Annotated in this window: 9 protein-coding genes; 6 read left to right on the top strand and 3 right to left on the bottom strand. The window is 65.3% G+C overall.

Annotation, left to right across the window (positions count from 1 at the left end; all coding sequences use genetic code 11):
• Positions 1–2 precede the first annotated feature (2 nt).
• Genes FOM02_RS02175 through FOM02_RS02155 form a run of 5 tightly spaced genes read left to right on the top strand, consistent with a single transcriptional unit; the run spans position 3 to position 5,626 of the window.
• Entirely contained in the window at positions 3–1,793 is a 1,791-nt protein-coding gene (locus tag FOM02_RS02175) for a peptide ABC transporter substrate-binding protein (protein ID WP_027562124.1), read from the top strand.
• 30 nt (positions 1,794–1,823) lie between these two features.
• The gene (locus FOM02_RS02170) at positions 1,824–2,783 is read left to right on the top strand and encodes an ABC transporter permease (RefSeq protein WP_027562125.1); all 960 of its coding nucleotides are present in this window, start codon (positions 1,824–1,826) and stop codon (positions 2,781–2,783) included.
• On the top strand, positions 2,749–3,666 hold the full coding sequence (locus FOM02_RS02165; protein WP_027562126.1) for an ABC transporter permease: 918 nt from the start codon (positions 2,749–2,751) through the stop codon (positions 3,664–3,666). The genes FOM02_RS02170 and FOM02_RS02165 overlap by 35 nt, the downstream gene beginning before the upstream one ends.
• Positions 3,666–4,661, top strand: coding sequence for an ABC transporter ATP-binding protein (locus FOM02_RS02160; RefSeq protein WP_027562127.1), 996 nt, complete (start codon positions 3,666–3,668; stop codon positions 4,659–4,661). Before FOM02_RS02165 ends, FOM02_RS02160 begins: the two co-directional genes overlap by 1 nt.
• Positions 4,658–5,626 carry an ABC transporter ATP-binding protein gene (locus FOM02_RS02155; protein ID WP_027562128.1) on the top strand — a complete coding sequence of 323 codons (969 nt, stop codon included), beginning with the start codon at positions 4,658–4,660 and terminating at the stop codon, positions 5,624–5,626. Before FOM02_RS02160 ends, FOM02_RS02155 begins: the two co-directional genes overlap by 4 nt.
• A 59-nt stretch (positions 5,627–5,685) precedes the next feature.
• Here FOM02_RS02155 and FOM02_RS02150 read toward each other — a convergent pair whose 3' ends face one another.
• Together FOM02_RS02150 and FOM02_RS02145 are read right to left on the bottom strand one after the other, a co-directional pair.
• The gene (locus FOM02_RS02150; RefSeq protein WP_027562129.1) at positions 5,686–6,333 is read right to left on the bottom strand and encodes an HAD family hydrolase; all 648 of its coding nucleotides are present in this window, start codon (positions 6,331–6,333) and stop codon (positions 5,686–5,688) included.
• A 57-nt stretch (positions 6,334–6,390) separates the two neighbouring features.
• On the bottom strand, positions 6,391–7,422 hold the full coding sequence (locus tag FOM02_RS02145; RefSeq protein WP_027562130.1) for a helix-turn-helix domain-containing protein: 1,032 nt from the start codon (positions 7,420–7,422) through the stop codon (positions 6,391–6,393).
• A 311-nt stretch (positions 7,423–7,733) separates the two neighbouring features.
• Between FOM02_RS02145 and FOM02_RS02140 the strand changes: the two genes are divergently transcribed.
• Positions 7,734–10,982, top strand: a complete 3,249-nt coding sequence (locus FOM02_RS02140) for an autotransporter domain-containing protein (protein ID WP_159073948.1) — start codon at positions 7,734–7,736, stop codon at positions 10,980–10,982.
• 13 nt (positions 10,983–10,995) lie between these two features.
• Here FOM02_RS02140 and FOM02_RS02135 read toward each other — a convergent pair whose 3' ends face one another.
• The gene (locus tag FOM02_RS02135; RefSeq protein WP_027562131.1) at positions 10,996–12,900 is read right to left on the bottom strand and encodes a sensor domain-containing diguanylate cyclase; all 1,905 of its coding nucleotides are present in this window, start codon (positions 12,898–12,900) and stop codon (positions 10,996–10,998) included.
• Positions 12,901–13,056 lie beyond the last annotated feature (156 nt).

The following is a 13,056-nucleotide window of genomic DNA, read 5'->3' as shown; positions in this document are numbered from 1 at the left end:
CCATGCTGGATAAAGAACTGCGTTCGATGATCGGCGATGTGAAGGACGGGCGGATGGATCGCCGCGCCTTCATCAAGCGCATGGCTGCGGTCGGCCTCACCGCGCCCCTCGCCAACCAGATCCTCGCGCTCGGCGGTGTCGCCATGGCGGAAGGCCCGCAGGTCTACAAGCCGACCAAGCGCGGCGGCGGCGGAGCGCTGAAGCTGCTGTGGTGGCAGGGCCCGACCTTGCTCAATCCGCATTTTGCCACCGGCACCAAGGACCAGGATGGCTCGCGCCTGTTCTATGAGCCGCTCGCCTGCTGGGATCCGGACGGCAACATGAAGCTGGTTCTCGCAGCCGAGATCCCGTCGATCCAGAACGGCGGGCTGGCCGCTGACGGCAAATCGGTAACCTGGAAGCTCAAGCCCGGCGTCAAGTGGCACGACGGCAAGCCGTTCACCGCCGACGACGTCGTGTTCAACTGGGAATATGCCAAGGACCCGGCGACCTCCGCGCTGACGATCGGAACCTATCGCGACATCACCGTCGAGAAGGTGGACGATCTCACGGTCCGGATCCTCTTCAACAAGCCGACGCCGTTCTGGGCCGACGCCTTCGTCGGTGCTCCCAACACCATCATCCCGAAGCATCTTTTCGCCGACTACAAGGGAGCCAAGTCGCGCGAGGCGCCGACCAACCTCTCGCCGGTCGGCACCGGCCCCTACAAGTTCGTCGAGTTCAAGCCGGGCGATCTCGTCCGCGGCCAGCTCAATCCCGATTACCACATGCCGACCCGGCCTTATTTCGACACGGTCGAGATGAAGGGCGGCGGCGACGCCGTCTCGGCGGCGCGCGCGGTGATCCAGACCGGCGAATATGACTTCGGATGGAACATCCAGGTCGAGGACGACGTGCTGCTGCGGTTGGAGAAGGGCGGCAAGGGCAAGACCATCTACGCCGTGGGCGGCGATACCGAGTTCATCGCGCTCAACTTCACCGATCCGAACACCGAGGTCGACGGCGAGCGCTCGTCGATGAAGACCAAGCATCCGCTGCTGTCCGACCCTGCGGTGCGCAAGGCGCTGTCGCTGCTGGTCGATCGCGAGTCCGTCAAAAAGGCGATCTACGGCCGCGCCGGCCGCACCACCGCCAACTTCCTCAACGGTCCCGAGAAGTTCGTTTCCAAGAACACCACCTGGGAGTTCAGCATCGAGAAGGCCTCGAAGCTGCTCGACGATGCCGGCTGGAAGCCCGGCGCGGATGGCATCCGCGAGAAGGACGGCAAGAAGCTGAAGCTTTTGTACCAGACCTCGATCAACGGCCCGCGCCAGAAGACCCAGGCGATCGTCAAGCAGGCCTGCCAGAAGGCCGGCATCGACGTCGAGCTGAAATCGGTTGTCGCGTCCGTGTTCTTCTCCTCCGACGTCGCCAATCCCGATACCTATGCGCATTTCTACGCCGACCTCGAGATGTTCCAGATCCCGCTGAGCCAGCCGGATCCGGCGCAGCACATGCGCCGCTATCTGTCGACCCTTGTCGCTACCAAGGAAAACAAGTGGCAGGGCACGAACTTCCCGCGGTGGGTCAACAAGGACTACGACGCGACCATCGATGCCGCCGAAAGCGAGATGGATCCGGTCAAGCGCGCGGCGCTCTACATCAAGGCCAACGATCTCATGTACCAGGACACCGTGTTCATCCCGGTGCAGCATCGGCTGAAGGTGGAGGCGGCGGCGAACAATCTGCGTCCGATCATCAGCGGATGGGCCAACGAAACCGACAATCTGCACGACTGGTACCGCGAGGAATGATCACGCGCAGCTAGGCGGGGTCCTTCTTTCATGAGTCAGTATGTCCTGCGTCGCCTCCTGATCGCGATTCCGAGCCTGCTCGGAATCTCGGTCGTCCTGTTCGTGGTGCTGGCGCTGGCGCCGGGAGATCCCTTCTCGGAGCTGGCGACGAACCCGAACGTGCCGCCCGAAGTGCAGGCCGCGCTTCGGGCCAAGTTCGGCCTCGACGATCCGATCTACCTTCGTTACCTGAGCTGGCTCTCCGCCATGCTGCATGGCGACTGGGGTTTCTCCTTCGTCAGCCGGATGAACGTCGATCAGCTCATCCTCCAGCGCCTGCCGGCGACGCTCTACGTGATCGGCTCGGCGCAGATCTTGGCGCTGCTGATCGCGATCCCCGTCGGCGTCTACGCCGCGACCAAGCCCTATTCGCTGTTCGACCAGATCGCCAACACGCTCGCCTTCGTCGGCTTCTCGCTGCCGACCTTCTTCACCGGCATCCTGTTCATCCTGATCTTCTCGGTCACGCTGGACTGGCTGCCTTTCGTCTACACCACCGACATCAAGGCGACCGGCATCCACTGGGTGCTGGAGATGATCCGCCAGGCGATCATGCCGGTGGCGGTGCTCGGCCTGTTCCAGGCGGCATCGATGACGCGCTTCGTGCGCTCGGCGATGCTCGACGTCATCCGCCTCGACTACGTCACCACGGCGCGCGCCAAGGGCCTCGGCCAGACCAAGGTCATCGTCAAGCACGTGATGCGCAACGCCATGATCCCGGTCGTGACGCTGATCGCGTTGCAGATGCCGGCGGTGTTCGGCGGCGCCATCGTCACCGAGCAGATCTTCCGGATTCCCGGCATTGGCTCGCTGCTGATCTCCTCCATCCTTTCCAACGACACGCCGGTGGTGATGGCCGTCACCTTCGTCTTCGCGTGCCTCGTGGTGCTGTTCAACCTCATCGCGGACGTCCTGTATGGCTGGCTTGACCCTCGCATCTCCCTCCGCTGAGCGGGGCGTCTACTCGCCCTGGCGCGAGACGTGGCGGCGCTACAGCCGCCACAAGCTCGCCGTGGTCAGCGCCTTCCTGCTCCTCATCCTGATCCTGGCTGTCGTCGTCGGCCCCTTCATCTGGCGTATCAAGATCAACGAGATCGACATCGTGGCGGGTTTGCAGGGGCCCTCGCTCGCGCATCCCTTCGGCACCGACGATCTCGGCCAGGACATCCTCGCCCGCATGATCTATGGCGGGCGGATCTCGCTCGCGGTCGGGCTCGCCGCGATGCTGGTCTCGGTGGTCATCGGCACGCTGATCGGCGCGCTCGCCGGCATGTCCCGCGGTGCGCTCGGGCACGGGTTGATGTGGCTCACCGACCTGTTCCTGTCGCTGCCGCAGCTGCCCTTGCTGCTGCTGCTCATCTATCTCTTCCGCGACGGGCTGAAGTCGATGTTCGGTCCCGAGGGCGGTATCTTCATCCTGATCGTGCTCGTCATCGGCGGCCTGCGCTGGATGCCGGTCGCCCGCCTCGTGCGCGCGCAGTTCCTGTCGATCCGCGAGAAGGAGTTCGTGGAGGCGGCGCGCGCGCTCGGCGCGAGCCCGGTGCGGCAGGTGGTGCGACACATCCTGCCCAATGCGGTCGGGCCCGTGATCATCGCCGGCACGATCGACGTTGCGGCCGCCATCATCGCCGAATCGACGCTGTCCTTCCTTGGCCTCGGCTTCCCGCCGGACACCCCGACCTGGGGCCGGCTATTGTTCGACGCCAAGGATTTTCTCGACATCGGCCCGCACTGGGCGCTGTTTCCGGGCGGCGCGATCTTCATCGCCGTGGTCGCCATCAACTTCATCGGCGACGGTCTGCGTGACGCGCTCGATGCGCGACGGGTGATCTGATGGCGCCGCTGCTCGAAATCAAAGGGCTCAAAACTCATTTCTCCACCGACGACGGCATCCTCCAGGCCGTCGACGGCGTCGACATCTCGATCAACCGCGGCGAGACCCTCTGCGTCGTCGGCGAGTCCGGCTGCGGCAAGACCGTGACCGCGATGTCGATCCTGAAGCTGATCGCGATGCCGCCGGGCCGTATCGCGGCGGGCCAGATCATCTTCGAGGGCCGCGACCTGGTGCCGCTGACGAGCAGCCAGCTCGACGAGATCCGCGCCAAGGAGATCGGCTTCATCTTCCAGGAGCCGATGACCTCGCTCAACCCGGTGCTCACCATCGGCGAGCAGATCGCCGAGAGCCTGCGCCGCCATGAGGCGGTGACCAAGAAGCAGGCGCTCGAGCGCACCATCGAGATGCTGAAGCTGGTGCAGATCCCGAACGCCGAAGGCCGCGTGCACAACTATCCGCACCAGTTCTCCGGCGGCATGCGTCAGCGCGTGATGATCGCGATGGCGCTCGCCTGCAAGCCGAAGCTGATCATCGCCGACGAGCCCACCACCGCGCTCGACGTCACCATCCAGGCGCAGATCCTCGATCTGCTTCAGGACATGAAGGAGCGTTTCGGCATGGCGGTGATGCTGATCACCCATGCCATGGGCGTCGTCGCCGAGACCGCGCAGCGCGTTGTCGTGATGTATGCCGGCAAGGTGGTGGAGGAGGCTCCCGTCGATGATCTCTTCGCCGATCCCCGCCATCCCTATACGCAAGGCCTGATCCGCTCGATCCCGCGCATCGATCTCGACAGCGAGCACAAGACGCGGCTCGAGGCGATCGGCGGCTCGGTGCCGATCCTGATCAATCCGCCGGTCGGCTGCCGCTTTGCGCCGCGCTGCAAGTTTGCCATGAACGTCTGCATCGAGAGAGAGCCGCTGCTCCGCGAGGTCGCGCCCGGCCACCGCATGGCCTGTCATCTTGGGGATACACAGTTGGGAGGCGCGGCATGAGCGAGCCCTTGCTGCGCGTCAGCGGCCTGAAGAAACACTTCCCCGTGCTCGGCGGCCTGCTGTCGCGCCAGGTCGGCACCGTCTACGCGGTCGACGGCGTGTCGTTCTCGGTCAATCGCGGCGAGACGCTGGGGCTCGTCGGCGAATCCGGCTGCGGCAAGTCGACGACGGGACGCTGCGTGCTGCGCCTGATCGAGCCGACCGACGGCGAGGTCACTTTCGACGGCCAGGACGTGCGCCAGCTCGGCGGCAGCGATCTGCGCGCGATGCGGCGGAATATGCAGCTGGTGTTCCAGGACCCGTTCGCCTCGCTCAATCCGCGCATGACGGTCGGCGCCATCCTCGGCGAGGCCTTCACCATCCACAATCTCGCATCCTCCGCCAAGGAGCGCGAGGAGCGCGTCGCGGCCCTGCTCGTGAAGGTCGGCCTCAAGGCCGAGCACATGCGCCGCTATCCGCACGAATTCTCCGGCGGCCAGCGCCAGCGCATCGTGATTGCGCGCGCGCTCGCGGTCGAGCCGAAGCTGATCGTCTGCGACGAGCCGGTCTCCGCGCTCGACGTCTCGATCCAGGCCCAGGTCATCAACCTCTTGGAGGACCTCCAGGCCGAGCTGAACCTGACCTATCTCTTCGTCGCGCACGACTTGTCAGTGGTCGAGCACATCTCCGACCGGGTCGCGGTGATGTATCTCGGCCGCATCGTCGAGCTGGCGAAAGCCAGCGACCTCTACCGCCATCCGCAGCATCCCTACACCAGGGCGCTGTTGTCGGCGGTGCCGGTGCCCGATCCAAAGCTCAAGCGCGAGCGCATCCGCCTCAAGGGCGACGTGCCGAGCCCGATGAAGCCGCCGTCAGGCTGTCACTTCCACACCCGCTGCCCGATCGCCCAGCCGCGCTGCGCCGAAAGCGCGCCCGAGCTGAAGGAAGGGGCGGGCGGGCATTTCGTGGCGTGTCATCTTGCGTAGTGCGATGAACCCGTAGGGTGGCGCCAACGCGTACGCGCCCTTGCTCACCCTACGCAGATTCATCCATGAAGCAGGCCATATTCCGAAAGGAGCTGCCTGAACGCCTCCACCGACGTGTGATGATGCGCGAACAGGCCTGCCTCGCGCGCGCCGGCGACATTGGCCGGGAGATCGTCGACGAACAAGACTGCCTCCGGCTCCAGTTTGAGCTCCGACAGGCAGAGGCGATAGCAGCGCGGGTCCGGCTTCGCTGCGCCGAATTGGGCCGAGGTGTAGATCCGGGAGCCGAACAGCGGGCGCAATTCCGGCAGCAGCGTGTCGATATGGTCGGCGACCAGCGTGGTGTTGTTGGTCAGGACGGCAATGTCGGCGGTGTCGCGCAGACGGCGGACAATCTCCAGCATCGCGTGGTCGGCCTGCATCGAACGGCGCCGCGCCTCCACCCACTCCTCGAGCGACAGCGGATAGCCCATGCGTTCGCCGAAGCCTCGCAGATAATCCGTCGCATCGAGCGCGCCGGAGTCGCCGAGCGCCTCGAAGCCGCTGTCCCAGATCGCCTCGTGAACCGATTCGCTGCTGGTCCCCGCAAGCGCCGCAAGACATGCGACGCGCTTTGTCCTGTCGTAGTCGCAGAGGACATTGTCCATGTCGAACAGGACAAGCTTGATAACGTCAGCCACGGCAACACTCTCGGGTTGGCCGAGCATCCGGCCGTGATCGCTGTCATATCCCGACTACGCACAGGGGACAAATCCGGGCCGTCTCTACGGCTCCGAGCTGCTGCGCCGGGCCAGTTGGTGCAGCACCGTGTCGATGGCCGGGATCGCTCCGGTCTCGCGCAGCCATGTATCGGCCTGCTCCCTCAGTTCACCCGGCGTCAGGCCGAATTTGCGGCGGAATGCGCGGATGAAGGTGGAGTCGCTGCTGAAGCGCATGCCGACGGCTAGGTCGATCAGCCGGGTGTCCTCCGCGGACGGCGATATCAGCTGGCGGAAAGCGAGATTGAGCCGCTGCTCCCTCACGTAATGCGCAAGCCCGCCATCGGCCTCGAACAGCCGGTAGAGGGTCGCGCGTGAGATCTGGAAGTGGCGGCAAAGCTCGCCCGCGGTCAGCACGTCGGTCTCGAGATTGTCCGCGATGCGGCGCTTGATCACCGAAAGATAAAGATGCCGCTCGGCCCGTTCGACGCCTGCCGCGATGTCGGCCGCACCGCCGGCGGCCGCGGCAACGATGTCGGCGATCGCCTCGATCGTGGCCTCGGCGCTGCCGGCCTCGGGATCGGGCGGGAGTGCAAGCGCCGCGTAATGGCTGGCGAGCAGGCGTGCATGAGGATGGTTTGACGGCAACAAGGTTGCCGTGGCCGAATCCGGATGTGCGAGCCGCGGCGCCAGCATCGCGCGTTGCAGGATGATCGTCATCATGCGGGTCCGGCCGCCGCTGCCGCGAAGTACCGTTCGGTTGGGTTGCGCCATGTCGATCAGAACGATGTCGCCGGGCCGCAGCGTCACTTCGCGCCGGCCGGAGCCGAACTGCATCTCGCCTTCAACGCACAGGGTGATCTGAAAGTGATCCATCGCGCCGCGGGCGACGTGCGCGGGCGTCCGGTCGTATTCCTGGTCGCTCGCACGCGTATCGATCAGCAACGCGTTGCGGGTCATCATCGTCGCGGTGGTGACATGGAAATCGTCTTCCGCGGTGAGCGGAATGACGTCGCAGATGTCGGCCGTCATCGCACGCAACTGCTTCAGCGCGCTCGCCCCGCGCCCGGGGATGTCCGCCAGCATACTCTCGTTCACGTCCGTCCCGCCTGCATCATCCCACGACGAGGCAGGACCGCATAAATTCGATATTCGAAGACCGGCGGCACACCAACATCGCCCGCGATGTAGCCATTCGGAAATCGGTGCGCAAGCGACGTTGGCAAGGCCGCGCGACGGATTTGGCACAGGTCGTGCGGAATCCGCACCGATTTTATCGCCCTGAGACGTAGGGCACATCACGCCTCGGGCAGGCCTGCTAGGAGGTCCGTTCGCCGATTGAATGCCGGCGCCGCCACGCGGGGGCTGCGCCGTCCGGAATGGGGTGCCGCGTGCGGTTGGAAGTGGGAATGAAGGGCGTCGGTTGTTCGCAAGCGCGCCGGCGCAGACGAAGGCGCACCGGGCAAGCGCGCGCCTGGCGGGTGCTCGCAGTCGTGGTCCTGCCGTATCTCGGCGCGACCTCGGCGAGCCGGGCGCAGATCGACAATTACGGGATCTGGACCGCAATCAACAGCGCGCCCGGGCAGGTGCTTGAGTTCGACACCCTGACCAACGCTCCGATCGGATCGGCCATTGCGACCGGCTTATATCCCCAGAACGCCGTGTTCTCGCCCGATGGCCGTTTCGCTTATGTTGTCACATACGGAAGCAGCGAAGTCGCTGTCATCGACGTCGTCAGCCGGAATGTTGTCGCGACCATTCCCGTCGGTGGGGGCGCCACTGCGTTGGCCCTCAGCGCGGATGGCTCGAGCCTTTACGTGGCGTTCACCACAGGCAGTTCGGTCTCCGTCACCTCGACCGCGACCAATCACGTGGTCGGCTCCCCCATTGCGGTAGTTACGGATCCCCATGGGATTGCGGTCTCGCCGGACGGGACTCGAATCTATGTCGCCAATGCAGGCTCCAACAGCGTCTCGATCATCGATGCCGCGTCGAAAGCTGTGATAGGCACAATCGCGGTCGGACTATCGCCGTACGGCATTACCCCGTCACCCGACGGCAGCAGGATTTACGTGGCCAATCAATCCGGCAGTTCCGTTTCGGTGATCGACACGGGATCGCAATCGGTCGTCGCGACCGTTCCGGTCACCGGATTCCCGTTGAGCGTTGCGGTAAGCCCCGATGGTTCAAGGATCTATGTGACCACCCAGTCCAATCAGCTCGTGGTTATCAATGCGACGACGAACTCCGTGATCGCAACTGTGGCTTTGTCAAGCCCAAGTATCGGGGTGACCGTAACCCCCGACGGCAGCCGCGCATACATTACGACCGGGCTTGGGTTCTATGTGCTGGATACCGCGACCAACACGATTGTCACCTCGGCATCCATTCCCATTGTGGACAACGGCAATGTCGGTACCGCCTTTCTTGGCCCGAACGTCATCGTCGCGGCGGGTGGGGCACTCTCGGTGGCCAGCGATGCGGCGCTCTCGGCGCTGGGCTTCGGGCAATACATCAATTTCAATGGCGGTACGCTGCAATTCACTGGTGCTTTCAACAGCGCGCGGACGATCTCCCTGCTGGCCGGCGGCGGCACGATCGATACCAACGGCTTCAATGCGACATTGTCGGGCCAGATCATCAATACGGGATCGTTGACAAAGACCGGGCTGGGCACGCTGACGCTGACGGGCGCCAACACCTATACCGGCGGCACCATCATCAACGGCGGCACGCTCGCCCTGAGCGGCGCCGGCACGCTGGGCGACGTCGGCGGATCGACGACCGTCAACAGCGGCGCCACGCTGGACCTGGGCGGCACGACGCAAACCCAGAGCGCGGTCGGCCTCAATGGCGGTACGATCCGGAACGGCAACCTGAACGCACCCATCATCTCCACCGGCGGCATCCTCAACGGCGTCGGCGGCACTGCGAGCCTGACGACGACGGCCGGCCTCACCATGCTGCTCGGCACCAACGGTTATAGTGGTGCGACCACCGTGAACGGCGGCGTACTCGACGTCGAGGGAACGATCACCGGCACCTCGGCGGTGACGGTGAATTCCGGCGGCGTGCTGATGGGGGCTGGCACCATTGATCCGCTGACGGTGACGATTGCTGGCGGCGGCACATTCGCGCCGGGCAACGGCGCGCCGGGCAGTTCCACCGGCATTGTCGGCAACCTCGCCCTGCAATCGGGCGCGCTCTATCAGGTCCAGGTCAATCCGTCGACGGCGTCTCATGCGACGGTCACGGGGAGCGCGACGCTCGGCGGTGCCACCGTGAACGCGGTGTTCGCGGCCGGCAGCTACATCGAGAAGAGGTACACGATCCTCAGCGCGAGCGGCGGCATTTCCGGCACCTTCGCTTCGACGGTTGCCAATGGCAATCTGCCGGCGAACTTCAGGACCGATCTCGGCTATGACGCAAACAACGTCTATCTCAATCTGTCGCTTGCCTTCGTCCCGCCGCCGAACTCCGGCCTGAACGGCAACCAGCAGGCGGTGGCGAATGCGCTGGTCAATTCCTTCAACGTCAACGGCGGCATCCCGCTGGTCTATGGCGGTATGACGGCGACGGGCCTGACGCTAGCTTCCGGCGAGTCGGGAACGTCCTCGCAGCAGACCACGTTCAGCGCCATGGGCCAGTTCGTGGGCCTGCTCACCGATCCCCTCGCGCAGCGAGGTGGCGAGCCGAGTTCGGCGAATGGCGCGGCCGGCTTTGCCGAGGAGGATCAGGTGAGCGCCTACGCCGCACGCAGGCGCACCGATGCATTTGCGATGGTCACCAAGGCTCCGCAGACGTTCGCGCCGCGCTGGAGTGTGTGGGCTGCGGGCTTTGGCGGTTCGCAGTCGACGGATGGCAACGCGGTGACCGGCTCGAACGATATGACGAGCCGTATCGCCGGAACTGCGGTCGGTGCCGACTACCGGCTTTCGCCGAGCACGCTGCTCGGCTTCGCGCTCGCCGGCGGTGGCACCAGCTTCGGCGTGAACGGTCTCGGCTCCGGCCGCTCCGACCTGTTCCAGGCCGGCGCCTATCTGCGCCATGCGAACGGCCCGGTCTACCTCTCCGCCGCGCTGGCCTATGGCTGGCAGGACATCACCACCGATCGTACGGTGACGATCTCCGGAGCCGATCGTTTGCGCGCCGAGTTCAATGCCAATGCCTGGTCCGGCCGTGTCGAAGGTGGCTATCGCTACGTCGCGCCGTGGATTGGCGGCATCGGTATCACACCCTATGGTGCGGCGCAGTTCACGACGTTCGATCTGCCGGCCTATGCCGAGCAGGTCGTCTCCGGCTCGTCGGCGTTCGCACTGGGTTACGCTGCGAAGAGCGTCACCGACACCCGCAGTGAGTTCGGTTTCCGTACCGACAAATCTCTCGCCGTGCAGGGCGGCGTGCTGAGCCTCCGTGGCCGGCTTGCGTGGGCACACGATTTCAATCCGGATCGCGCGGTCGCCGCAACGTTCCAGGCGCTGCCGGGCGCAAGCTTCGTCGTCAACGGTGCGGCGCAAGCGCGAGAGTCCGCGCTCACCACCGCTTCCATGGAGATGAACTGGCTGAGCGGCTGGTCGGCGGCGGCGAGTTTCGAGGGCGAGTTCTCGAACGTCACGCGCAGCTATGCGGGCAAGGGCAGCGTCCGCTACGCTTGGTGAGCGGTCGATCCCGTCACGCGCTCTTCGCGGGCCAGGGCACGACCTTGCCCGTCATCACCAGCCGGTCACGGCCATTGTCCTTGGCGGCGTAGAGCGCGCGGTCGGCGGCCGCGACCAGCGCGCTACAGTCCATCGCGGTCTGGGCGGGCAAGCTCGTCGCGGCGCCGATGCTCGCGGTCACCAGCCGCGACGGCGGATTCTGCGCATGCAGAATGGCGAGATCGTGCAGCGCCTGGCGAATCCCCTCACCGACCTCGGCGCAGCCGTCCGGGCCGGTGTTCGGCAACAGCAGGGCGAATTCCTCGCCGCCGTAGCGCGCCGCGAGGTCGGCCGGGCGCCTCGCGTAGGCCGACAGAATCCGGCTCAGCGACCGCAGGCATCCGTCGCCCGCCAGATGTCCGTAATGGTCGTTGAACTTCTTGAAATGGTCGACATCGACCAGCAGGAGCGACAGCTGCGTGCCGTCGCGCCGGGCGCGCGCCCACTCCTCGGCGAGGCGTTCGTCGAACGCGCGCCGGTTGGCGAGGCCGGTGAGGCCGTCGGTTGTTGCCAGCGAGGCGAGCTTGTCCTGTAGATCCTTCTGCTCGGTGATGTCGCGCACCACCGCGACGACGCCGTCGATCTCTCCGCTATCCGACGCCAGGGTGACGTGCAGCGCCGCCTCGGCCCAGATCTCGCCCTTGTCGCGATGACGCTGGCGGTAGACGAACCGGGCCTCCTCGGCCTCGCCGCTCTTCAGTGCGGCGATGGCCTGCTCGACCCGTTCCATGTCGTCTGCGTGAATGCCGGCGAGCGATGAGGTGTCCAGCAGTTCCTCGGCGGACCAGCCGGTGATGCGCACGCACGCCGGCGAGACATAGAGCAGCCGGTTGTCCAGGCCGATCCGGGTCACCATGTCGCTCGATTGCTCGGCCAACAGTCGGAAATTCGCTTCCTTGGCGATCAGGGCCTGGGCCATGCGCTGCCGCTGCAGGAGCTGACGCACCAGGTAGACGCCGATCATCGCGATCAGCAGGACGAGGCCGAGGACGAAGGTCATGCGCGTGGCGGCCGCGCGCCACCAGGGCGCCAGCACGTCGTCCTGCGACTTGCTCGCCAGCACCATCAGGGGATAGCGGCTGCTGCGCTGGTAGTAGCTCAGCCGCTGCACGCCATCGAGCGGTGACTTGAAATAGTAGACGGCCGCGGCGGGACGGTTTTCCCAATCCCTGAACAAGGGAGTATTGGACAGGTCGCGTCCGACGTAGGCGCCGCTCTCGTCGCGGCTGCGCGCCAGCATGATGCCGCTATTGTTCAGCAGCGACGCCGAGCCGTTCGGCCCGAAGTCGAACCGCTCGTAGAACTTCATGAAATAGGCGACGTCGATCGTGAGCAGGGCGACGCCGGCGAAGCTGCCGTCGGGATGGTCGATCCGCCGCGAGGCCGTGATAATCCACTGGCCGCCGGCGCGGCTCTTGATCGGCCGCCCGAGCAGCGTGCCCTTGGCCAGGGAGTCGCGGTGCTGCCGGAAGTAGTCGCGGTCACTGTTGTTGAACCTGGAGAGATCGACATGCTCGGTCGTGGCGAGCCAGCGGCCGGTCTCGTCATAGACGAAGATGCCGCGGATGCGGTCCGATGATTTGCGGGTCGGCAGGTAGGTCTGGAGCTTTGTGATCGTGTCGGGGCCGGTTCCGTCGAGCTCGAGCCGGTGCACCAGCCCGACCAGGATCGTATCGGCGAGCTCGAAGGTATCGTCGGCATGCTGGATCAGCGAGTGCGCCAGATTGGCAACATCGATCTCGGCGTTCCTGAGCTCGGCATCGCGCGCCTCCCATTCGCGCCAGGCGCTCAAGCCGAGGATCGCCGCGCAGATCAGCACGACGAAGCCCGCCGCCCAGAGCGGAAGTCGCGTCTTGCCGAGTTCGCGGCTGGTGACCATCAGGTTTGCTCCAAATCGGCGCAAACCTCTCACCTTGGCCTTAACGGCCTGTTGCAACATCCATGATTGTGGGGAGCCGTATTCGACCGGAGACAATCTCCGACATTGCGACGGGTTGTGGTCGAACGATGTTAACCAAGCCGTCGCCGCGCAATG

The organism is Bradyrhizobium sp. SEMIA, assembly GCF_014844175.1.
Classification (GTDB): domain Bacteria; phylum Pseudomonadota; class Alphaproteobacteria; order Rhizobiales; family Xanthobacteraceae; genus Bradyrhizobium; species Bradyrhizobium arachidis.
This window is presented reverse-complemented; position numbering and strand designations above follow the sequence as displayed.

Excerpts from the sequence above, each read along its gene's own strand:
- FOM02_RS02175 (WP_027562124.1), top strand. The coding sequence starts at position 3 with ATGCTGGATAAAGAACTGCGTTCGATGATCGGCGATGTGAAGGACGGG.
- FOM02_RS02170 (WP_027562125.1), top strand. The coding sequence starts at position 1,824 with ATGAGTCAGTATGTCCTGCGTCGCCTCCTGATCGCGATTCCGAGCCTG.
- FOM02_RS02165 (WP_027562126.1), top strand. The coding sequence starts at position 2,749 with ATGGCTGGCTTGACCCTCGCATCTCCCTCCGCTGAGCGGGGCGTCTAC.
- FOM02_RS02160 (WP_027562127.1), top strand. The coding sequence starts at position 3,666 with ATGGCGCCGCTGCTCGAAATCAAAGGGCTCAAAACTCATTTCTCCACC.
- FOM02_RS02155 (WP_027562128.1), top strand. The coding sequence starts at position 4,658 with ATGAGCGAGCCCTTGCTGCGCGTCAGCGGCCTGAAGAAACACTTCCCC.
- FOM02_RS02150 (WP_027562129.1), bottom strand. The coding sequence starts at position 6,333 with ATGCTCGGCCAACCCGAGAGTGTTGCCGTGGCTGACGTTATCAAGCTT.
- FOM02_RS02140 (WP_159073948.1), top strand. The coding sequence starts at position 7,734 with ATGAAGGGCGTCGGTTGTTCGCAAGCGCGCCGGCGCAGACGAAGGCGC.
- FOM02_RS02135 (WP_027562131.1), bottom strand. The coding sequence starts at position 12,900 with ATGGTCACCAGCCGCGAACTCGGCAAGACGCGACTTCCGCTCTGGGCG.